This is a genomic window from Laceyella tengchongensis (assembly GCF_900182735.1).
GTDB classification, from domain to species: domain Bacteria; phylum Bacillota; class Bacilli; order Thermoactinomycetales; family Thermoactinomycetaceae; genus Laceyella; species Laceyella tengchongensis.
Window position 1 is genome coordinate 18,927 of record NZ_FXTU01000011.1, and the last position, 21,437, is coordinate 40,363.

Annotated in this window: 22 protein-coding genes; 16 read left to right on the forward strand and 6 right to left on the reverse strand. The window is 50.3% G+C overall.

Annotated features, from left to right (window positions below; genetic code table 11):
• Positions 1 to 16 precede the first annotated feature (16 nt).
• Positions 17 to 238: a hypothetical protein gene (locus tag QQZ12_RS15485; RefSeq protein WP_284724641.1), complete on the reverse strand. Its 222-nt coding sequence runs from the start codon at positions 236 to 238 to the stop codon at positions 17 to 19.
• A gap of 1,015 nt (positions 239 to 1,253) precedes the next feature.
• Positions 1,254 to 1,445 carry a YgaP family membrane protein gene (locus QQZ12_RS15490; RefSeq protein ID WP_102991408.1) on the reverse strand — a complete coding sequence of 64 codons (192 nt, stop codon included), beginning with the start codon at positions 1,443 to 1,445 and terminating at the stop codon, positions 1,254 to 1,256.
• Between the two features lie 134 nt (positions 1,446 to 1,579).
• Between QQZ12_RS15490 and QQZ12_RS15495 the strand changes: the two genes are divergently transcribed.
• On the forward strand, positions 1,580 to 3,343 hold the full coding sequence (locus QQZ12_RS15495) for an adenine deaminase C-terminal domain-containing protein (protein ID WP_284724642.1): 1,764 nt from the start codon (positions 1,580 to 1,582) through the stop codon (positions 3,341 to 3,343).
• Positions 3,344 to 3,502 carry a hypothetical protein gene (locus QQZ12_RS15500; protein WP_154987171.1) on the forward strand — a complete coding sequence of 53 codons (159 nt, stop codon included), beginning with the start codon at positions 3,344 to 3,346 and terminating at the stop codon, positions 3,500 to 3,502.
• Between the two features lie 47 nt (positions 3,503 to 3,549).
• Here QQZ12_RS15500 and QQZ12_RS15505 read toward each other — a convergent pair whose 3' ends face one another.
• Positions 3,550 to 4,389 (reverse strand): ABC transporter ATP-binding protein, encoded by an 840-nt coding sequence (locus QQZ12_RS15505; protein ID WP_102993744.1) that lies wholly within the window; start codon positions 4,387 to 4,389, stop codon positions 3,550 to 3,552.
• A gap of 392 nt (positions 4,390 to 4,781) precedes the next feature.
• Between QQZ12_RS15505 and QQZ12_RS15510 the strand changes: the two genes are divergently transcribed.
• The 4 genes from QQZ12_RS15510 (at position 4,782) to QQZ12_RS15525 (ending at position 8,296) form a co-directional block, all read left to right on the forward strand.
• Entirely contained in the window at positions 4,782 to 6,119 is a 1,338-nt protein-coding gene (locus QQZ12_RS15510) for an O-antigen ligase family protein (protein WP_145958357.1), read from the forward strand.
• A gap of 94 nt (positions 6,120 to 6,213) precedes the next feature.
• On the forward strand, positions 6,214 to 6,843 hold the full coding sequence (locus QQZ12_RS15515; protein WP_284724643.1) for a 3D domain-containing protein: 630 nt from the start codon (positions 6,214 to 6,216) through the stop codon (positions 6,841 to 6,843).
• A 350-nt stretch (positions 6,844 to 7,193) separates the two neighbouring features.
• The gene (locus QQZ12_RS15520; protein WP_189318954.1) at positions 7,194 to 8,084 is read left to right on the forward strand and encodes a DNA-3-methyladenine glycosylase family protein; all 891 of its coding nucleotides are present in this window, start codon (positions 7,194 to 7,196) and stop codon (positions 8,082 to 8,084) included.
• Between the two features lie 62 nt (positions 8,085 to 8,146).
• The gene (locus tag QQZ12_RS15525; protein WP_189318955.1) at positions 8,147 to 8,296 is read left to right on the forward strand and encodes a hypothetical protein; all 150 of its coding nucleotides are present in this window, start codon (positions 8,147 to 8,149) and stop codon (positions 8,294 to 8,296) included.
• Between the two features lie 88 nt (positions 8,297 to 8,384).
• Here the strand turns inward: QQZ12_RS15525 and QQZ12_RS15530 are convergent, their stop codons facing one another.
• Positions 8,385 to 9,320, reverse strand: coding sequence for a mechanosensitive ion channel family protein (locus QQZ12_RS15530; RefSeq protein ID WP_102991413.1), 936 nt, complete (start codon positions 9,318 to 9,320; stop codon positions 8,385 to 8,387).
• Between the two features lie 111 nt (positions 9,321 to 9,431).
• Positions 9,432 to 10,415, reverse strand: coding sequence for a metal-dependent hydrolase (locus tag QQZ12_RS15535; RefSeq protein ID WP_284724644.1), 984 nt, complete (start codon positions 10,413 to 10,415; stop codon positions 9,432 to 9,434).
• A 366-nt stretch (positions 10,416 to 10,781) separates the two neighbouring features.
• Here QQZ12_RS15535 and QQZ12_RS15540 point away from each other — a divergent pair, with 366 nt between their 5' ends.
• The 3 genes from QQZ12_RS15540 (at position 10,782) to QQZ12_RS15550 (ending at position 14,273) form a co-directional block, all read left to right on the forward strand.
• Positions 10,782 to 11,120 (forward strand): hypothetical protein, encoded by a 339-nt coding sequence (locus QQZ12_RS15540; protein WP_284724645.1) that lies wholly within the window; start codon positions 10,782 to 10,784, stop codon positions 11,118 to 11,120.
• A 273-nt stretch (positions 11,121 to 11,393) separates the two neighbouring features.
• Positions 11,394 to 12,476, forward strand: coding sequence for an A/G-specific adenine glycosylase (gene mutY, locus QQZ12_RS15545; RefSeq protein ID WP_223248012.1), 1,083 nt, complete (start codon positions 11,394 to 11,396; stop codon positions 12,474 to 12,476).
• An 84-nt stretch (positions 12,477 to 12,560) separates the two neighbouring features.
• Positions 12,561 to 14,273, forward strand: coding sequence for a VanW family protein (locus QQZ12_RS15550; protein WP_189318956.1), 1,713 nt, complete (start codon positions 12,561 to 12,563; stop codon positions 14,271 to 14,273).
• Between the two features lie 61 nt (positions 14,274 to 14,334).
• Here QQZ12_RS15550 and QQZ12_RS15555 read toward each other — a convergent pair whose 3' ends face one another.
• Positions 14,335 to 14,541 carry a cytosolic protein gene (locus QQZ12_RS15555; RefSeq protein WP_102991417.1) on the reverse strand — a complete coding sequence of 69 codons (207 nt, stop codon included), beginning with the start codon at positions 14,539 to 14,541 and terminating at the stop codon, positions 14,335 to 14,337.
• Positions 14,542 to 14,622: 81 nt separating this feature from the next.
• On the opposite strand from QQZ12_RS15555, the gene pabB reads away from it, so the two are divergent.
• The 7 genes from pabB (at position 14,623) to lepB (ending at position 21,356) form a co-directional block, all read left to right on the forward strand.
• Positions 14,623 to 16,065: an aminodeoxychorismate synthase component I gene (gene pabB, locus QQZ12_RS15560; RefSeq protein ID WP_284724646.1), complete on the forward strand. Its 1,443-nt coding sequence runs from the start codon at positions 14,623 to 14,625 to the stop codon at positions 16,063 to 16,065.
• 67 nt (positions 16,066 to 16,132) lie between these two features.
• Positions 16,133 to 17,092, forward strand: coding sequence for a UV DNA damage repair endonuclease UvsE (gene uvsE, locus QQZ12_RS15565; protein WP_102991419.1), 960 nt, complete (start codon positions 16,133 to 16,135; stop codon positions 17,090 to 17,092).
• Positions 17,093 to 17,192: 100 nt separating this feature from the next.
• The gene (locus QQZ12_RS15570; protein WP_102991420.1) at positions 17,193 to 17,909 is read left to right on the forward strand and encodes a hypothetical protein; all 717 of its coding nucleotides are present in this window, start codon (positions 17,193 to 17,195) and stop codon (positions 17,907 to 17,909) included.
• Between the two features lie 96 nt (positions 17,910 to 18,005).
• Positions 18,006 to 18,452: a GNAT family N-acetyltransferase gene (locus QQZ12_RS15575; protein ID WP_102991421.1), complete on the forward strand. Its 447-nt coding sequence runs from the start codon at positions 18,006 to 18,008 to the stop codon at positions 18,450 to 18,452.
• Positions 18,453 to 19,168: 716 nt separating this feature from the next.
• Complete coding sequence (proC, locus tag QQZ12_RS15580; RefSeq protein ID WP_106343222.1) at positions 19,169 to 19,996, forward strand: pyrroline-5-carboxylate reductase; 828 nt, start codon at positions 19,169 to 19,171, stop codon at positions 19,994 to 19,996.
• A 387-nt stretch (positions 19,997 to 20,383) separates the two neighbouring features.
• Positions 20,384 to 20,767: a hypothetical protein gene (locus QQZ12_RS15585; RefSeq protein WP_102991423.1), complete on the forward strand. Its 384-nt coding sequence runs from the start codon at positions 20,384 to 20,386 to the stop codon at positions 20,765 to 20,767.
• 64 nt (positions 20,768 to 20,831) lie between these two features.
• Complete coding sequence (gene lepB / locus QQZ12_RS15590; protein WP_181353097.1) at positions 20,832 to 21,356, forward strand: signal peptidase I; 525 nt, start codon at positions 20,832 to 20,834, stop codon at positions 21,354 to 21,356.
• Positions 21,357 to 21,437: the final 81 nt, after the last annotated feature.

The window sequence follows — 21,437 nt, forward strand, 5'->3', positions numbered from 1 at the left end:
CTTCATCGGTTTTGAGTCAACCGATTTTCGTTGTCTCTTTTTCACCTTGAATGCTGATGCCATTGACGGGGATTTTAAACCACCAACCACCTTGTGATTTCTTTATTGGTTGGTACCCAGCTTTTTTCAAGGAACGAGCAACTGTCCAGCTAGCAGTGTAAACAGTAGCAAGGTTTGTGGATTCGTCAAATTGAATCACGGTTTCTTTTTCCATTTCGCTAAGAGATATTGCACTCACGCTCCTTAATGGTGTTGTGTCGTTCTTATGTGCCGATCATATGTTCGCATCCTCTTGCAATCATTTTATCATGATCCATTGCATTTGCCACTACTCTCTTCAGGAAAATCTGTAATTCTTTTTTTCGACGCCATGTTACATGATGTCCTGCTTTTTTCGATAAAAAATGACGAATTTTGTATGCAAGATTGTTAATATTCGATTTTTGTCGATTCAATACGCTAACTTGAAGAGACGGTGTCTGAGCAAATATGTTGCAGTTTGCGCTTGTTCAATCAATTGGGCTAAAATTTCATCTAGGGTATAGCGAATCGTTGCAAGAAAAAGGTGAACAACTCTTTCAGTTAAGTAAATTTCTAAGTTTGATTCTAAGGCATAGACGAAATTTAATCAACAACCAACTGCACATTGCGGGTTGACAGATGGTAAATTGGCTTGAAGTTGTCACCTTTTGGCTCATTTTGCGTGCGGCCTTAGCCGTGAACGACGAACGGCGAATCGGGACTAGATCCCGCACCCCCTCCGACTAATTGGTTTCATGGCATCCGCCAGCGTAATAACTTTTGGCAGTGACTTAAGCGCATCGGCGTGTATTGCCTTGTGCACCTATTTGACGTTATGAAACGGCCATCCGGGTGATGGGCATTGCATGAGGTTTAATCGGATGGCACGGGAGTGTTGTCTTTAGTCAGTGCTGGTTCATGGTGTTTGGAGCACAAGTCCATTCCTCCACTACGATTTGTGCGAAATATGGGAGGGAGGAGAAGATGGATGTCGAAAGTAATCCAATAATCTGAAAATATCTAGATCTGAACCAACTTTCTACGTGGTATTCTTGGAAACTATTATACAAAAAAGTCTGAATATAGGCAAGGGATTTGTATTCGTTTTTTTATATTTTTATTCTACTTGTATATTGAATGCTTGTGTCAAGGCGGTTTGACAGGGAAATCGTTGCTTCACAAATAAATGTTTGTCGATCTCCCTGTGCGCAAACTTCGACAAGTGAGCGATTTTACGTTGTTCGTTTGTTTAACATATCTAACATCGGACAATAGCGGGTGATTCCTTCTGCTACTTTTAGCGCTGATATAAGCGCGATCATGTAGGGGAAGTTTCGCCGGCCCTTGACCGCGCACCAAGTTAGTCCGAGCAGCCCGCAGGTGATGCGGATAATGGCGTCAATGGTGCCCACGTTTTGCTTCATCAACCGACTTCCTCCTTTCGCTTTTCCGTAGCTTGGGAGTTAGTTTGCTACCTTGCCGATGTTTCTATGCGACTGGGGATTGCCATGTTTTGACTGGATGGGGACGGATTTGCACATCAAAGGAGGTTATCATTGTGATCACAAGAACAATGGCCGAGCATCAAAACCTGTTGGATGTGGTGATGGGCCGCAAAGCCCCTTCTCGCATTATTCGCGGGGGCCAAATTCTCAATGTGCATACGGGAAGGCTGGAGGAGAAAGACATTGCCTTGGCCGGACGCTGGATTGCATATGTCGGGCAACTGGAAGAAAGCGGGCTGTTGTTGGAGGGAGCGGGTTGCGAAGATGATGTGTCAGGCTGCGTGTTGGTTCCGGGGTATATAGAGCCGCACGCTCATCCGTGCCAGATTTATCAGCCGTTGACGTTGGCGTCCCATGTTGTCCAACGCGGGACGACGACGATGGTTTGTGATACGCTTCCTTTCTTCATGCAATTAGAAGCGTTTGAGTTGTTAACTTTGTTTGATGGGTTGCAATCTTCTCCGGTAAAACTCTTGTGGTGGGGACGGCTCGATTCGCAAACCCACCTGAGCGAGGCGGAATCGGCAAAGCTGTTCTCCATGGAGCGGATGCAGTCGATCTTGCGTTTACCTCATGTTGCACAAGCAGGGGAGTTGTCGGATTGGATGCCGCTGTTGGCTGGGGACAAAGAGAAAAACGCATGTCTGCTTGACGCTTGGGGTCGGGGTAAGCGTATCGAAGGGCATGCGCCGGGTGCTTCAACCCGTACGCTTTCCCGCTTAGCCGCGTTGGGGGTGACAGGTGATCATGAAAGCATCACCCCCGAGGAGGTTTGGCGCCGGCTGGAATTAGGATACATGGTTACTTTGCGCCACAGTTCCATTCGGCCCGACCTGCCTGAGTTGCTGGCGGGCTTGTTGGCGCATGGCGACGTTCCTTGGCACCGGTTGATGATGACTACGGATGGAGCTACCCCGCCCTATTTGGCTGAAGGGTTCACTGATTATCTGCTAAAGTTGGCTTTGGAGCAAGGTGTTGATCCTGTTCAAGCGTACAGAATGGTCACTGTCAACCCGGCTGTGTATTACCGTCTGGACGAACGGTTGGGCAGTATCTCCCCAGGACGCTTGGCGGATATCAATGTGCTCGCCTCTTTGGACGTGCCGACACCGATCAAGGTGTTAAACGAAGGGGAGTGGGTGGATTCGTCATTCCCACTGGGAACTGAGCCACCGGTGCTTCCAGCGGGCTACCGCGCATGGGGAGGGCGGTTTCAGTTGACGCCGGATGAGTGGCGGGTTCCGCACACAGAAGAGGGAACGGTTCCTGTCATAAACTTGCTTAATGCCGTGATAACCAAATTAACGATGGAGGCAGCCCCTTCTCCCGTCGGCTCCCGCTTGGTTCCTGAAGAGGATGACCGGTTGGCCGTATTCTTGGTTGATCGCAATGGAAATTGGAAGACTGGCGCCTATTTACGCGGGTTTGCGCAAGGGATTGACGGACTTGCTTCCAGCTACACCTGCACTCACGACTTGCTAGTGATCGGCCAGGATGCCGAAGCGATGGCGCAGGCGGCCAATTATGTGATAGCGCAAAACGGGGGCATTTATTGGCTGCAAGGGGGAGAAGAACGGTTTTATTTGCCGTTGCCCATTTTGGGGACGATGAGCGATCTTGACTTGGAAGAGCTGATCCCACAGTGCCAAGCATTGGCAGAACGGCTTCGGGAGGCCGGCTATACCCACCTCGACCCCATCTACACCCTGCAATTCCTCACATCTACCCATCTGCCCCAAGTGCGTTTAACGAACGCGGGCGTAATGAGCGTGAAGAAAAACAAAATCATCACCCCCTCGCTTGGGAGGAATGAGTAAATGCGGCGCGCAAGGCAGATTATTGCCATGGGTGGAGGCGGGTTCTCCATGGAGCCGAGGAATCCTTTGTTAGACCGGGTGGAACGAGTTGATGGGGAAGTAAGGGAAACGGTGGTGGTGCCCCGTTTTTTGGGAAGTGGAGGAGACTCCGCCAGTTAACGGAGTCTGGCTGATCGATAAGCTACGGCGGCGCCATGTTAGGCGGATTAATTGGTCAGTACCAAGGAGGGGGTGGCGGACAATTCCCTGCCTTTGCCATACGGAATACAGTGGGGGGTGCCGGCGATCGGGTCGGTCATCACTTTGCACCGCAAATGGAAGACGTCTTGCACCAACTTTTCTGTTACAATTTGTTCAGGCGCCCCTTGCGCATAAACTTGTTTATTCTGGACAGCGATCATGTGGTGCGCATAACGGCAAGAAAGATTGAGGTCGTGCAACACCATGACGATGGTCCGATTCTCTTTTTCGTTCAATTCATACAGCAAATCGAGGATTTCAATTTGATGGGTCAAATCCAGATATGTGGTTGGTTCATCCAATAAGATGATGTCCGTATCTTGTGCTAGCGTCATCGCGATCCATGCGCGTTGGCGTTGTCCACCAGACAGGTCGTCCACCGAACGATGGGCGAGGGATGTGAGTTGTGTCTTCTCAAGTGCCCAGTTCACTTTGGCTTCATCTTCTTTTGACCATTGCCGGGCCCATGATTGATACGGGTAGCGTCCCTGCTTGACCAATTGGTGGACGGTTAGCCCTTCCGGTGCTTCAGGGCCTTGCGGCAGAATCGCCAGTTGTTTGGCGACCTCTCTGGTGGATAACATGTGAATCTCTTTTCCGTTTAAGAGGATGTGTCCGGCCCGTGGTTTGAGTAGCCGCGCCAACGAACGGAGCAAGGTGGATTTGCCGCAACCGTTGCTGCCGACGAGCACAGTGATTTTGCCATGGGGAATGGTGAGATCCAGATCGTTGATGATGATGGATGAACCATAAGACAGTGTTAAATTTTGGGTTTTCAATCCTTGGGACAACAGGATCGCCTCCATTTCAAAAAATAGCCGAAACCGTGCAGATATTTCTGTTTCCATTCTATGAGAATGTTTTTCAATCGTCAATGAAAATGAAATTTCTTTTCAATTAAAGGGTATTTCCATCCGCCCGATTTGACCCCTGTCGGCGCATTGGTTATATTAGACTCTATGGTAGGGTGATACAGGTTTCGTATTTTGTCCCAGTACCCCTGCCTTTTCTATGGGCATTTCCTTTTTTTGTAGAAAAAAGAGGGAAAGAAAAAGGATGGAATCGAATTTGAATAAAATAGGTTTACCTTTCCCCGCGCCCAAGGAATAAGAAGGATGGAGCGGAGAACAATAGGGTGAGGTTGGGGTTTCAACGGGGTGAAAACTTCTGAACAAGGGAGTTTATACTTTTGAAGGTGATGAATAGAACGACAATAAACGGATTGATGATGGGGTTGTTTTTATCCATTGTCTTGTCCACGTACTTGCCGCCGGTCATGCTGGCGGTCGTGGGGATATTGATGGTGTTCGTCTACCGGGACAGGTGGACGGCGAATGAATGGCCAGAGAAGACGTTCCTTGGCTTTATCATTCTCTCCTGCATCAGCTGGGTTTACAATCCATCTTGGTTTTATTGGGTGCCGATCGGCATTATTCCCATTGTCATGTTTGGCCTTTATTATTCTCTATCATTGTGGGTTCGTCATGTTGTGAAATGGTCTTGGCCGGAGGTGCAACGGGCGTACCTGTTTTTCTGGTTGGCCGGTCTTTATGTGGCCCTGATAGTCATCATCCAACAGATTGATTGGCATGTGATCAACAATTCGTTGGGGCCGCTGATGGATTTTTACCGTGAACATCGGTGGGAGTCGGAGCATTCGGTGCGGAGTGTAGGTACATCGGGGAATTCCAACCTGGCCGCGGCGTTGTTGATTTGTTTTGCCCTCATGAGCATTTATGCAATGTCCGTACTAAAGAAGCCGTGGCAAAAAGTTGGCGCTTTTGCGGTGTTTATCCTGTATTGCGCGGCAATATGGTGCACCGGATCGCGCGGAGCATGGGTGGGTCTAGTGATCGGCATGATCGTCCAACTGTGGATGACGGGGCATCGCAAACGGACGGTATCCATCACATTGGCTATCCTGTTATTTGTCTATTTGTGTCCGCAATTTATCCCCCGGAAAGAATCTCTTTACGCCACGATTGAAGTCCGTCTAAAAGTATGGTCAACCGCGTTTGAAATTTTCAAGGAAAATTGGTTGTTTGGCGTTTTGCCCCTGCATTTTGGGCAGCTGTTTGCCAAAATGGCCGGATTTTACGTTTGGCATGCCCATAATATCTTCCTGGGGATAGCCAGCGAATATGGGATCATAGGGTTGGGCCTGTTTTTGATCCTTATTTTCATGACGATTCGCCGGGCCCGCCGCTGGCGCAAACAAGCCAACCAAAAAGAAGAAAAGCGGTTGGCGGGGATGTTGCTTTCTTTGATTATTGCCTTGCTGGGCCACGGCATGTATGATTATCCGATCATCGCGCCTCAAGTCGGGCTGATGTTCATGTTGAGCGTCATCATGATTCATACGCAATATGAACGTCGTTGCCTGTGCAAGCCAGTTTGGGATGAAGGAAGCAAAGCACAGGTGTCGGAATGGGCGATGCTGAAGAAGGTGATCACCGCCGCGGTGGTGTGGTTAAAAAGCGGCCCCTTGAGGGTGTTGATCAATTTGGCCACAGGGGGTTATCGAAAGCGGGCTTAACGGCCTGCTTTTTTTTGTATAAAACCGACAGGTTCCGTCCACACTGGATACCAACTCTAGCAATCTATGAAAGCGAGAGGGGGTATCTTTACGTATGCAGAAGTCTTTAAAAGTTACTAGCGGGTTAGCCTTGTGTTTGCTCATGGCCGTGTTGCCATGGATGGCAGGGCCACGGGCAGAAGCCGCCAATTCGTTCATCGAAGTCACAGTGAAGCGAGGTGACACGCTGACCAAATTGGCGAAAAAACACGGGGTGGAGGTTGCTGCCATTCAACGCGCCAATCGCTTGGCGAACCCTGATTTGATTCGAATTGGCCAAGTGTTGCGCATTCCGGGAACACCCCGCACGGTGTCTGAACGCCCACAGAATGAAGAAAAGGCCCCTGTCCCAGACGTGCCGGTGCTGATGCGGGGCCAAGGGTTAGGTTCATTTATGATCACCGCTTACACAGCGGGACCGGAGTCAACAGGAAAACATGTAGGCGAGCCTGGATACGGGATTACTTCCAGTGGCCAACCCGTCAATGAAGGTGTGACGATTGCGGTGGACCCGGAAGTCATCCCGATCGGCTCACGTGTATACATTGAAGGGATTGGTTACCGGATCGCGCAGGATACCGGTTCTAAGATCAAAGGCAAGCGGATTGATTTATATATGAACAGCGTGGCTGAAGCGCGGGCGTTTGGTGTCAAGCGGAATGTCCGTGTCGAATTGGTCGAGTGACGGAAGGCTTGACTGGTCAATCGATGATGCAACTTCAGCGTCCGCTGTGGATTTGGTGCGTAGCCTGGAGCCGTCCAGGCTGTTATTTATGAGAAAATTATAGCGCGCATCTCCCGGTTGGAAAGGGGCGTGTTCTGAACAATAAGTGACGATGATTTTGAAATCATGTGAAAATGGGTAAATGGATGGGGCACAAGCAAAAGGTATGGATGAGTCCGGTAGACGGAGATCGGCCCGCCAGATAGATGGAGGCTGGGCTGAGCCGTGATGGCGAATGCCGTGCATATCGGATAAGCGATTTTATCGCACTGTGGCGGGGCCGATTCAGTGTGGGAAAGGGGTTATTCCTAATGCAATTCCAATTGCCATTGATCTATCCCTATTCTTTCGAACTGACCACTAAGCGGTTGCGCACGTTTGAGAAGACTAGTTTCGTAGCCGACGGGGATAAGTTGTCCCGCACCATCCACGGCTCGCGAGGCCCGCTCCTGTGCACGGTGGGGCCGCCTGCTGGGGAAAAAGCGCTACGGGTGGAAATCGAGGGGAATCTTGCTGAAGGAGAAGCGGAAGAATTAAAGCGTAAGGTGGCCCGGATGTTCAGCACCCAAGTCGATTTGACGCCGTTTTACGAGCAGATGAGGGATCACCCTGTCTTGGCTCCCGTCATCGCCGAGCGGGAAGGGTTGCACTTTGTGTTGGAGCCTAGCCTGTATGAGTGCGTGGTCAAAACGATTATCGGCCAGCAACTCAATGTCTCTTTTGCGGCGACGCTGATCCAGCGGTTTCAGGAACTGGCCGGCAGCAAAGCGGTGTTCCGCGGGCGGGAGTGGGTGTTATTTCCGACACCGGAACAAGTGGCCCGCTTGGAATATGAGGAGTTGCAAGCGTTGCAATTCAATCGGCGCAAAGCGGAATATATCATTGATTTTTCCCGCAAAGTGGTAAATGGGGAATTGCCGCTAGAAGCATTGTGGTCCCTCAGTGACAAAGAGGTTTTGCACACCCTGTTGCCGATTAGGGGAATCGGGCGGTGGACGGTGGAATGTGTTTTGTTGTTCGGGTTGGGCCGGCCCGATTTGTTACCGGCAGCCGATATTGGTTTGCGCAATGCATTGAAGCGCGTTTACGGCCTCGATCATCAACCGGGGGAAGAAGAAGTGCGGCAATGGGGGGAAAGCTGGGCACCTTATCGGAGTTATGTGACATTTTATTTGTGGGATTCGTTGGATAATGTGAAGTAGGGTTGAACAAAATGTGATAGAATCATCATGAATGAATGCAGATGAAAAGGAGGCGCTCCCGGTTGGCCAAGAAGAGAGTCAAAGAAAAACGGGTTGCCGCGGTGGATGAGCATGGCGTGCTGATGCGCGATCTCAAATCCACGGCCTTGTGGATCATGATCTCTGTGGGTGTCGTCGCGGTGCTGGCGCTCATGGAGCGGACATTATTTTAATGCACATTTGAAAACCCCGGTCGGGTTTCTCGACCGGGGTTTTGTCGTGTCAATCGTTGCCGCCTGCCCCGATCAAGCCGGGAGAAGGTCAACTATTCACTTTGGCGGGGACTTGTGCCTGCATTTGCTGTTCGGGGCTGTAGACCACGCTACGCGGATAGGCGATTGAAATCCCTTGCTGATGAAGGCTGATCACCGCTTCTTTGCGCATTTCCCGCTCAAGGGACCAGTGTTGTTCTGGTTCGCTCAGCGCGGTGACGGTGAATTCCACCCCGGTCTGGTCAATACGCGTGATGCCCATGATCTCGGGTGGTTGGATCAGATGGGACGCGTAGCGCTCGGCGATGGTACTGCACATTTTCTCCAAGGCCTGGTTGACCGCGGCCAAATCTGATTCATATGGCACCGTGACTGCCACTATGGCCCGCATCTGCTCGCGGTTGTAGTTGGTCACTTGCGTGATGTTTCCATTGGCGATGTAATGGAGACGCTGGTTGAATTCGCGGACTTTGGTCACTCTTAAGCCCACTTCTTCGACCCTGCCGCTGATTTGGCCGTTGATCTCTACGAAATCCCCGACTTCCAACTGGCTTTCGAAAATGAGGAAAAATCCGGTGATGATGTCGCGTACCAGATTTTGGGCACCGAATCCGATGGCCAAGCCCAAGATTCCGGCACCCGCCAACACCGGCAGGGGATCAAAGCCGAGATTGATTAAAAGCGTCAGAGCGGACATGAAATAGATGCCGTACCGCGCGATCGATTTGATCAATTTGCGCAAGGTATCAGCTTTTTTGCTCTCAATGCGGCTTAATTCAAACACTTTGTCGATCAGTCGATCGATAAAGCGCAAAGCAACGATCGTGAGTACGATGATTAGTGTGATTTCCCCAACAGGCAGCAGGATGTATTGCACAGGATCTTCAATAATTTTGGTGAACAGGGTTTTCGTCTCCGCGGCGAGGTTGCTCACGGTTGAGACTTTTTGCTCCAAGGCTGTTGAGGTTGCTTGTTCCCAAATCAAAAGAGTTGCACCTCCGATGATGGTATGCCAAGGGTTTGGGGCGCTTTTATTTTCCTCCGTCCCTTCCGCGGCAAGGGGGGCGGCAAACCGCCCCAGCCCGTCGGACACGCCTCAACTAGACGGCAAGGATTGTTTAACTTTTTTGTCTAACTGCTCTTGATTAATCCACCCCACAAAAGAGTAAATAATGTTATACTCGTGGTCAAGCAAAGCGACGGCCAAGAAAGGAAAATGTTTTTTGGAGTGGTAACGAACATCTAGCCATCTCACCTCATATCCATAAGCGCGTTTGCGAACTTCGGGATAGCCATATGAAGTGAAATCCAAAAAGGCTGCGATTGGTTCTGCTTTTTTCGAATGGAGGGTTGCCGGATGCTGCAAACCCTTGGTGGAGATCCTGCCGGTCCATAACAATTGTTGGTCGCGGATTTCCCCCAGATGGACTTCCTCCGCAAACTCAGCGATCACCTTCCAGTGAAACCAATTGCCGGTGGGAATCAGCGTGTAGCGCCCGTTGCGGTTGAGATCGCGCCGCACAGCACTGGCCAATCTTCGGCGGATCCATATCCGGATGGCGATATAGACCGCGATCGCCGCATAGATGGCGAGAAAGAGAAAGCCGACTTGGTTTGGAAACAGCCACCACAAAAGAAAACCGACCAAGTGGATGGCAAAAATGAAGGGATCGAAAATAGCCAATGTATGAAAAGCGATCCACTTATTTGTGAAAGGCAGCCCTGCTTGTGTGCCGTATGAGTTGAACAGGTCGATAAATATATGGATGAAAACAGCCAGGAACGTCCACCACCACAGGTGAACCATATCGGCGTTGGGCCAAAACAAATGCAGGCCGGCGGTGATGAAACTGGGCCAGATGGATAGCATCGGGAGCGAGTGGCTGAAGCCGCGATGCTGGCGAATGTAGGTGGCGTTGCCTCGGAAGCGGAAGATCGTGTCGGAGTCAGGCATTTGCGAGCCGATGACAGTTCCAAAGAGAACCGCTTGCGAGGTGTCTGGATTAGCGCCGATGGCGGGATCGAGGTGGGCCAAGCCAAAGAGGCCGATACCCATGACAAAGTGCGTAACCGTATCCATTCACCATCCCCCTTTTAGAAAATGGATTGACATGCTGTCGTCGGGAACAGCAACCCTTTCTCATTGAAAAAGGTTGCGGCTTGCATCCTTGACGGGTTGATCAGGAAGCGATGGGAACGGATGGAGCCAGGTGCCATGCCATTCCTTTTGACATGCCCGGTCCGCTCGCTTTGGTCCGGTTCCCGCTTGATAGGCTGTTCCCGGTAAGGAAGCTTTCACCCTTGGGTTTGTTGATGCTGGAAAACCGTTTGGTGCGCAATGGCTGGGCATGGAGGATCGTCAGAATGACTGACAGAGACTTCTACAAAAGTCTAACAGATTTTACGAGTCAATGGGTGAAAACTTCCTTGAAAAGGAGTGAAGTTGTTGTATATCGTTTTTGTCGAATATGCCGTTGATAAACAGGCCATGGACGAAGTGTCCCAAGCGTTGTGCATCCTGCGTGAAGAGATGAAGGACCAGATTCCAATTGCGTCATACCACGGAGGGGAAAGTTGTGATCAGCCGGGCCTCATTGTTGAAATGATCCAAGTGCTCACATGGGAACAGGCCAACCTTGTCAAGCGCATGCGCACTGCGCTAGAACATGGCTGGGGCCATGCGATGGACCCCTGGATTAAAGGTGGGCGCGGCAAAGTCCGCTCGTGGATTTTCCGCCTGTTTGATGATCGTTCGCTCTCCGCATCTCCTCGCCAAGACGTCTAACCCCGGCGGCTGGCAATCCCAAAATGAAGCTACCTCTTCATGCGACGGAGGCGGGTCTTTTCCCCGTTGGAACCTCATTCAACCTGTCTCCTGTCGCCCGTTTCCCCTTTTCTTTTCGATAAGCCCGTTATCATGAGCAATGTTTAAAATCTGTCTATATCCTTTGGTTGGAATAACAGTGTATGATGTATATAACCAATCTTTTAAATAAGAGATTGACGCTTACACTTCCTTAGACTTTGCCGGTGAACAAGTATTAAGGAGGCAAAGGTATTGGTAAAAAAAGATGTTTTCACCATAGATGGGGAAGTGGTTCAGATTATTGGGCGGGAGCTTCTTGATTGGTACAACCGCAATCGGAGGGATCTGCCATGGAGGAAGGATCAGGATCCATATAAGATTTGGGTTTCTGAAATCATGCTCCAACAAACTCGTGTCGATACAGTTATCCCCTATTTTCAGCGTTTTATTGAACAGTTCCCGACGCTGGACGATTTGGCTAAAGCACCGGAAGAGCAGGTGATCAAAGCCTGGGAAGGGTTGGGGTATTACTCGCGCGTGAAAAATTTGCATGCGGCGGTGAAGGAAGTATCCGCCCATTATGGAAGCCGTGTGCCCGATGATCTGGAGACCATTTCCAAACTGAAGGGAATTGGCCCTTATACTGCCGGTGCCGTGTTGAGCATCGCCTACAATAAAAAAGCGGCGGCGGTAGACGGCAACGTCATGCGCGTGTTTTCTCGCTTGTTTGCGTTGACAGACGATATCGCGCTAGCTTCTACCCGCAAAAAAATGGAGCACATTGCCTTGCAACTGATTCCGGAAGATGCTCCCGGCGACTTCAACCAAGCCTTGATGGAATTGGGAGCGCTCATTTGCACGCCGTCTTCGCCACAATGTCTATTCTGCCCCCTGCAGTCTGTCTGTAATGCATATGCAGAGGGAATCGAGGAAGAACTGCCGCGCAAGAAGAAAGCCAAACCGCCTAAGCGAATGGACATGGTGATGTTGTGGTTGGCGCAGGATCAGCGAGCCCTGGTTGAGAAACGGCCGGATGAAGGACTGCTTGCGGGCATGTGGGGATTGCCAACCATTCACTTAGCCGAAGCGAAGGATCCCTTTGGTGAAGCCCGCCGGTTTTGTGACAAAAATGGTCTGGACGTTACGAATGTAACGATAGCGGGGAAGTTTGAGCACATCTTCAGCCATCAGCATTGGAAGGTGACAGTGTTACGCGGAGATGTGAAGCGAGCAAATGATATCGCGTCCCCGGCGCTTACATGGATGTCAGCTCAACAGATCAAAGATAAACCTTTTTCAAACGTTTACCGTAAAGCATTGCAATTATTCATATGATTTCCAAATGAATGGGCAACAGTTTGGCGCCTCAAAACGATGTTTCTTATATTGATTTACACATCAGATAGGGAGAGAGTGTCTGTGGAAGGTAAAAAACCGATCGAAGAGCAGTTGCCTGAGGGAAAGAAGGACGCGGCAGAAGAATTGCAATCGCCGGCAGGTCAAGAAAGTGACGAGCGAAAAGCCGCATCTCCCGAATGTGATGCGGAAGTGAAACAGACGACGCCGAAGGATGACGCGGCAGAGCAAACACCCGAGGTGACAGGGGACGAAACCGCTTTCCAGCCCGCCGCCAAAGATGAGGCAGAACCGGCAGAAACCAAAGAGATTGACCGCGACCGTGCCTTTGACACGATGGAGCTCAAGATTTTTGGCCAGTGGGACACGGAGAACAAGGCAACGCCGATATTGGAGCAAAATCAGGAAAGTGCACCTGAGGCACAAGAAACAAAGCCTGATCAACCGGAGCAAGCAGCGCAAGTGGTGACGGCGGAGGAGCCCACGCAACCCGTAGGGGAAGTGAAGCCGGATAACGACGCTCCGGTAGCGGAAGCACCCAAGGCCGAAATCGCTCCTAAGCAGGAACCGCATCCCCTGGCGTCCATGATGGTGGACTTCAGTGAGGAAGTCGCCAATCTGGAGAAAGAAGAGTCGAAAAAGGCCGAAGTGCAGCGCCAACCTGAACCCGCTCCAGCTGATGCAACTGCCGCTGTGACGGACGACACAGGCGTGTTCAAATCGGTGAAGCGTGAAATTCGTACCACACCGCGACCCAAGAAATTGTTGGTAATGGGCATCGTTTCCTCGATGGTGATCGCCGGAGTAGTTGGTTTTAGCGCTTTCGCCTACGAACAGCAGACTTCTGCGGGAACCAATAACCCCAAAGCGGAACAGCCGATTCAAAAGCCCAATTACTTCGAATTAACTTTGGATGGGCAATCGTTTAAGCTTGATTTGAACACCATTGGCTATGACGGCAAAAATGAAAACACGATCGATCAGCATCAATTGCGGACGTGGCTGGACTCGGTTCAGAAAAAAGTAAATGTGGAGCCGAAAAACGCCAAAGCTAGCCGGATTGGGGGCAAGATCACACCAGAGCAAGACGGGCGCAAGGTCGATGTGAAAAAGGTGGAAGAGTGGCTAAAGAATCTGAAACCTTTGATCAACAAGCCGCAGCCTATTCCCATGATCACCCTTAAGCCGCTGGTGACAACACAGGACATTAAAAATGTCGACAAAAAATTGATCGGCAAATATGGGACGAAGTTTGATCCCGGAAATGTGAACCGGACGATCAATATGCGACTCGCTTCCAAAGCGATTAGCGGCATTATCCTCATGCCTGGTGAGAAGTTTTCCTTCAACCAAGTCGTCGGTGAGCGCACAACTGCGCGCGGCTACAAAACCGCCGGCGTCATCGTAAAGGGCGAATTCACAGAAGGGATTGGGGGCGGCATTTGTCAAGTGTCATCCACCTTGTACAACAGCGTGGATGAGGCGGGATTGAAGATGTTGCAAGTGAACCACCACAGCGCTGAAGTCACCTATGTACCTAAAGGCCGGGATGCGACCGTTTCTTGGGGAGGACCCGACTTCAAATTCAGAAACAATCTCAACAAGCCCGTGATGATCAAGATCAAAATGGCTGGTCCTTATCTGACCGTTTACACTTACACAGCACCGGGAGCGAAGGTAACCAAGAAGAAAGTGCAAGCTCCCCCGGAAACATTTACACAAGTGAAAGTGAACCCGACCCAACAGACCGAACCATTGTCTAAAACGGGAAACTGATCGCCCTTTTACTTTGCTTTCATGTGAAACACCCGGTCAATCCGGGTGTTTTTTCATGCGTTCATGCGTGAGGGTCTTCCGGTTGAATCGCGGCCAGACCTCCGCGTTGCTCGATCTCCCCGATGAGATCATGGTGTAGGCTGGTTCCTTGGACATTCATCAACGGGGACAGCTGGGACATCACGAAATGGTGGTAGGTCAATTCTTCCATCGTCCATTGCGACAGCGGAACCATGCTTAATTCGTCAAACGTTCTACCATAATACACAGGGTATCACCTCCCGTTTAGTATGGGAGGGAAAACGCAAAACATACGCAGAAGACTGTGCAGAAAGGCGTGTGAAATGAAATGAACTGGCTGATGGAGGAAATTCCTTTTCCGATTGATTTGGAGCAAGTCTTCACAAAAATGTATCGAGATGAGCCGTATGCGTTTTGGCTGGACAGTTCCCGATTAGTTGATGGACTGAGCCGTTATTCCATGATGGGGGGGCGCCCGCGCCAAATTCTCTCCACTGTGGATGGACAAACCGAATGGCGTCATGCGGAGGGAGAGGAACAGTTTAGCGAGGAGTCACCCTTTGCCACGTTGCGGCGCGTCTTGGAGAACCAAAGCGCCCTTAAGATGGATTGCCCCTTCCCTTTTGTCGGCGGTTGGGTTGGGTATGTGGGCTATGAGTGCAACCGCTATGTGGAGCGGGTGCCCGTTCATCAATATGATCCCACTCAAGCGCCAGAGATGTTTTGGATGTTTGTCGACCAAGTGCTTATATACGATCATCTAGAGAAAAAAGCGGTGGTTAGTCACCTGTATGAAGGGGACCCAGCTGCGGCCAAGCGCAGGGTGATGGCGTGGGTTGCCAAATTGCGCGAAATAATGCAGGAGCCGTTTCATCCCCTGACCGTACCCGAAACGGCCAATGGTGGGCAGATGGGGGCGTTTCGTAGTGCGGTCACACCGGTGGCATATCGTGAACGGATTCGGAAGATCAAGGAGTATATTGGGCGTGGCGAAATATACCAAGCATGTTATACCTATCAATGGGAAACGGATTTATCAGGAGATCCATACCACCTTTACACCTTCTTGCGTAGGGTTAATCCCGCTCCGTTTTCTGCTTATTTGCGTTTGGGGGAATGGGCGGTAGTCTCTTCATCGCCGGAGCGCTTCTTGCGAATGGATGAGCGGCGGGTTGTGGAAAGCAGGCCGATCAAAGGTACCCGCCCACGCGCAGGAAACATTGAAGAAGACCAGAAGTTGGTTCGTGATCTAGCGACCCATCCCAAAGACCGCGCCGAAAATGTGATGATCGTCGACTTGGTGCGCAATGACTTAGGGCGCGTCTGTGAGACGGGATCGGTTTGCGTCCCCAAGTTGCTACAAGTGGAGTCATATGCCACCGTGCATCAGCTGGTGTCAACCGTTGAGGGCATCTTGCCGGCTGGACGTTCGCCCGTCGATGTGATTGAAGCGGCTTTTCCTGGCGGCTCAATGACGGGGGCGCCCAAAATCAGAGCCATGGAGATCCTGTTCGAATTGGAAACGGGAGCACGCGGCATATATTCCGGGGGGCTTGGCTATCTGGATGTGCGGGGGACATTTGATCTGAGCATGGTGATCCGAACCATCGTATGCCATCAGGGAAAGGCTTATTTTCATGTGGGCGGGGGCATCGTCGCCGATTCTGATCCGGACAGCGAATACCAAGAGACATTGGACAAAGCGTTTGCGCTGAAAAAAGCATTATCTTTAGCGAACGCCGCAGCGCCGGTTGCCACCCATCCCAGTTAAGGCCTGTTTCATCGTCCCGGCGCGTGGCAAGCGGGCGGAAGGGACATACTATGACGGGTGATGGCAAATGATTGTGCGATTTGGCTTTGTGGCCATGAGTAGTCGGGTGAAAAACGCTTCACCTTCCAAAACCATGACGGTGAAGGCATTTCAGCAGATAGGGCAGCCGCAATTGGCGATGAAGAAAATCATTCGCATTGCCAAAGAGAACCTTGCCAACACGAAGCGGATTTTGTATCACGCCTTGGCGCATGACATCTCGTTTTACCGATTTTCGTCCCGCTTGATTCCGCTGGCAGGGCATGCGTTAGTCGGAGGGCAGGACTTTGTTCGGGCGCTCTTGCCGGAGTTGAAAGAGATCGGGCAATTGGTGCAGGACCATCAGATGCGGGTCGGATTCCATCCCGAACACTACACTGTCCTCAACACACCAAACAATGAGGTGTTTGCCGCTTCATACAAGGATTTGATCCGCCATGTTAAGATGCTGGCAGCGATGGGTTTACATAGCGGGCACAAATGCAACATCCATGTGGGGGGAGTGTATGGAAACAAGGAGGATTCAATGGAGCGGTTTCTCGGCAACTTCAAGCGGTTGGAAGCGAGGATCCAAGCGCACCTCTGTTTGGAGAATGATGACACGACTTACACGGCGGCAGAGACGCTGCATCTCGCTGAAACAGTGGGTGTGCCCATGGTGCTGGACCTTCACCACCACCGCCTCAACCATCATGGGGAAAAAGAGGAAGACTTGTGGCCGAGGATTGTGGCCACTTGGGCCAAAGAGCCATTTCCCCCCAAGATCCACATTTCCAGCCCCAAAAGCGAGACCGATGCACGCGGACATGCTGATTATGTGGAAGTAGATGATTTGTATCCTTTTCTGAAGGCAGCCGCAACGCACACGGATCGGCTGGATGTTATGATTGAAGCAAAACAGAAAGATGGTGCCCTGTTTCAGTTGATGGAACAATTAAGGCAAAAAGAGGGCGTTTCCGTGATAAATCAAGCCACTATCCGAATCTAAAAAATGAAAAAATTTAGGGTGAAATGATTAAACGTTCGTAGGTGTAGGTTAAAATAAAAAAAGAGGATAGGCCTTGGTAGGGGTGAGGAGGGGGGAATACATGGCAGGGCGACTCCCACAGATGAATAGTGTGCTGGCGGCAACTTCCCAAAACGCAAGGCGCATGTGGTTTGCTTGGGTGTTGAGAAGTTCGGCCTGCTTGCATGGTCTGGCAGGGTTGTTCATGTTGTTTGTGCTGGTTCACGCTTTGCGTGGCGATTGGCTCATGCGTACCCAGTTTGTTGTGCAAAATGAATGGCTAGTGACAGTCTCTTGGTCCAGCATGCTGTTGTCTAGCTTGGGTTTGGTTTGTTCTTTCGGCATTTTGACTTTCGCGTTGAACAAACAATTTCGCTTCATTCTACATTGGGCTTGGTTGATACAGTTGATCGGCAGTTCGGCACTTGCGCTCCATTATGTGATTCAGATGGTGTTGTATCCCGCATTGATGAAGTATTTCGTTCACATGCCGACCTCCGCGTTGTTAAGCCATATCAATAAGTGGGACGACTTGCTCTCGCACCTTGCCACCGTGTTTGCCCCATCATGCTTGGCCATTGGCGGGTTTATCTATACCGCTGCCATGTTTTACACCCCGGGCTTTTCCCGTTGGTTGAGTTGGTGGTCTCTGTTGGTATGGAGTTTGCTTTTGGCTGGTTCGGTTGTCGTTCACTGGTCATTGTCGACATTTTCAGTCTTATTGGGTTTGACTTTGGCATGTTATGTTCCCTGGCTGTGGAAGGCGGCCAAAGAGCTGATGCTGTCATGCTCTAGATAATCCTTCCATCTAGGCTCGGATTGAAAAGGAAATCAATCTTGAGTTAAAATAGAAAAGCCAAACAGATGTATAATTCCCCATTGGAGGAGAAACTTTATGCGCCTACGGTCTTTTCAACTTGCCGATGCCCATGATGTCTCTCAAATCTGGCAAATGACCGCATCTCATGAACAAGAAAAAGACACGTTGCAAGTGTTGACTGAGCAATTGGGTTATGACCGAGATTTGGTCATCGTAGCGGAAGCGCCGGATGGAAGAGTAGTAGGAGCCATAGTGGGCACTATCGATGGTCATACGGGGTTCTTTTATTGCCTGGCGGTTCATCCCGATTACCAAAAGCGCAGAGTTGGCACCATGTTGGTGCGCGAATTGGAACAACGCTTTTTGCAAAAAGGTGTTAAAAGGATTTGGATCACGGTGGATGAAGGAACGGAAAAGTTATTTCCATTTTACCAGCACCTTGGTTACACCAATGGCTGTTCTACACGTTTGGAAAAGGAACTTTACGCGGTTTCATCCTATTCACATGGACAAACGGGTTAATTTTCTTTTTTTATTATCGTCTGCCTACCAGCATAGGCAGATTTTTTTTGATCCAAACCCTTTCACATTTTAATGATACCTATATAGGATTAAGAATACTACACTTTGAATGCGCTTTCAATTTAAAATTCATTAAACATCCGATTTTTTATTTTATATGAAACCGTGTCTAGTTTGTAAATTAGCCCATTTCAGCCTTTGGTGGATAAAAAGTGATATAAAATTTTACCGCGGGGCGGAAGGGATTCATCGATAAAAATGATGAGGTCATTTCTTGCCGATGGCAACCGGATGTGTGAAAATAGAAGGTAAACGAAGAACCGATTGCATGGATTATCCGCGCAGTTGCATGATTATTCGGGGTTCGGTATACCAAGGTTTTGCTTGACTTTCAGCGGACCATTTCGCATAATATTAAAAAATTACTTCGGTTAAACGCGATGACGAGGACCAGTAGAGCAGATCCGGCTGCACAGAGAGCGAGGCCCTCCGGTTGAAAGGCCTTGCCAGTCCGGTTGTTCGAACCCATCCTCCGATGCTGCCGGTGAAGAGCCGGATCGGGAGCCATCCCGTTATCAGGATGCGATGTGAATCGCAGGAGTTGGGCGCATTTATGGAAGCCGTGCGCCAACAAAGGTGGTACCGCGGAAGAACAACCCTCTTTCGTCCTTTGGGGACATAAGAGGGTTGTTTATTTTTTTAAAGGAGGGGCCGAGATGTTAAAAGAATGTGCAATCGGGTTTATTGGAGCGGGAGCGATGGCAGAGGCGATTTTGGAGGGATTGCTTAAACGACGTGAAATCACCAGCAGCCAAGTTTCCATGGTTAATCGCGGTGATCGCGATCGCATGTCAACGTTGGTAAAGCGGTACGGATTGGAGGCAGCGAAGCAAACCATAGATCATGTGGCACTTGCGGACGTTGTGATCTTGGCGGTGAAACCGAAAGATGCGGAGGAGGCGCTAACCTTTTGGCAGAATCGCCTTCGCCCGGGGCAGTTGTTAATCTCGGTTGTTGCCGGAATTACGACGCAAACCATTGAGGAATTTGTTCATAACGGGGTTGCTGTCGTCAGGGCCATGCCGAACACTTCCTGTGCGGTGGGCCTGTCCGCCACGGCTCTTTGTGGGGGGCAAGCGGTGACTGAACAGCAATTCGCCATGGCTGAGCGCATATTTATGAGTGTCGGTTCCGTGGTGCGGGTGGATGAAAGCGCTATGGATGCTGTCACTGGCCTATCCGGGAGCGGACCGGCTTATATTTACTATATGGCCGAAGCTCTCCAGACAGCGGGGATGCACGCTGGCTTGCCGGCTGAAACAGCCCGTCAGCTGACGGTGCAAACCCTGCTGGGGGCAGCCCATATGTTGATGGAAAGCGGCAAAGAAGCCGAGCAGTTGCGCCGTGAAGTCACTTCACCGGGTGGAACGACGATGGCGGGGCTAGAAGTGTTGCGCCGATTTGATGTGGCTGAAGCGATGAAGATGGCGGTATTGCGGGCGAAAGAGCGCGCCGGAGAAATGGGGAAGCGAGGCGGTTGTTGACCGTTTGCGACTAGGGTATGATTGGTAAATTATGATAATAGGGAGAAGTGGCGGAAAAAACTTTTCCAGGTAAGCCACGGCACGCGTGAAGCGAATGAGAGTGCGGTTTAGGTAGACTTTTTCCTGAAACAGTCGGGCCTAGAAATTGATAGGGTCTAAGCCTGCCATACACACAATTGTCACAAAAAACCGGGCAACGATCCCGGTTTTCTTTTTCTTTTCGGTGCGGATTATGATACCTTTAGAAAAACCCTTGTATGCACTCAATGATAAATTCTGAGTTTTGGGTGTTTTATCTTTTTCTTTTTTTGGAAATAAAGAAAAATAGGAGTGCAAATTGTGGGTCAAACCACACCGCATGTTGGTGATGCCATTGTGTGAAGCGTGATGGCGCGGGAGTTGAATGGAAAAGTTAGGCAAAAATCCGTCATTTTGCCGAAAGTTGTACCACGCATACTTGCCAACTATCATACAGAAGTGGTAGAAAAAGATGGGGATGTGTGGAAGACGTCTGGATCAGCAGTTTGTCACTTTTCCAAACTTGATTGGTTCCATGCGGTTGGTTTGGGCGGGAGCGTCACTGTCCCTGACACGCTGCATGCGATGAAAAATCGCGATTGGAACCGAAAGGGTCGCTTCCGCGGGCTGGTGAAGGGCAGTTTTCTCAACGGCCCACGCATCATGATCCTGCAACAAGTGTGGAACAGGTGGCCAGAGCGAAGGAACATTCGAAAAATGCAGTTCATCGCCGTGCGGAACCATTTACTCTAGCATTCGCTCCATATGGTGTCACCACTACCTGACTCTTCAGATGAAGGTTGATGGAGTGAATGAAATGTTGCAAGTGAGACGGCTATACAGTTGGGCGATGGTGTTGATATATGCCTGCCTATTTGCTTGGACCGTCAATCACTACGGAATTGCGCTCTCCGTGGTGAGCGGAACGTCCATGCAGCCGACTTTGCACGATGGGGATCATTTGTTGATCAACAAATTCCAATTTTTATTGGAAAAGCCGACGGTAGGTGACGTCATCACCTTCCGTGATCCGTCCGATCCAGATCGGTATCTGGTGAAACGAGTGATTGGGAAGCCGGGAGACATCATTGAGATACGCGACGGCCTTTTGTACCGCAACGGGAAACGGGTGCAAGAACCGTATATCGACAGCATGATCGAGGATGGGGATTTTGGCCCGGTCAAGGTAAGGCAGGAGACCGTATTTGTCATGGGGGACAACCGTCACCGCTATGCGTCTAGGGACAGCCGGTACAGCGGCGTGGGGATGGTTCCATATGCCTTGATTGACGGAAAAGTGGAATTGATTTTGTGGCGCCCTTCATTGGCTGCATCGCTGTAATCACAAGATGAAGGGAATAATTTAAAATAGGTATAAAAGTCAAAAATTGTTCACAAAAATCAAATTGCGTTCCAAATGAAA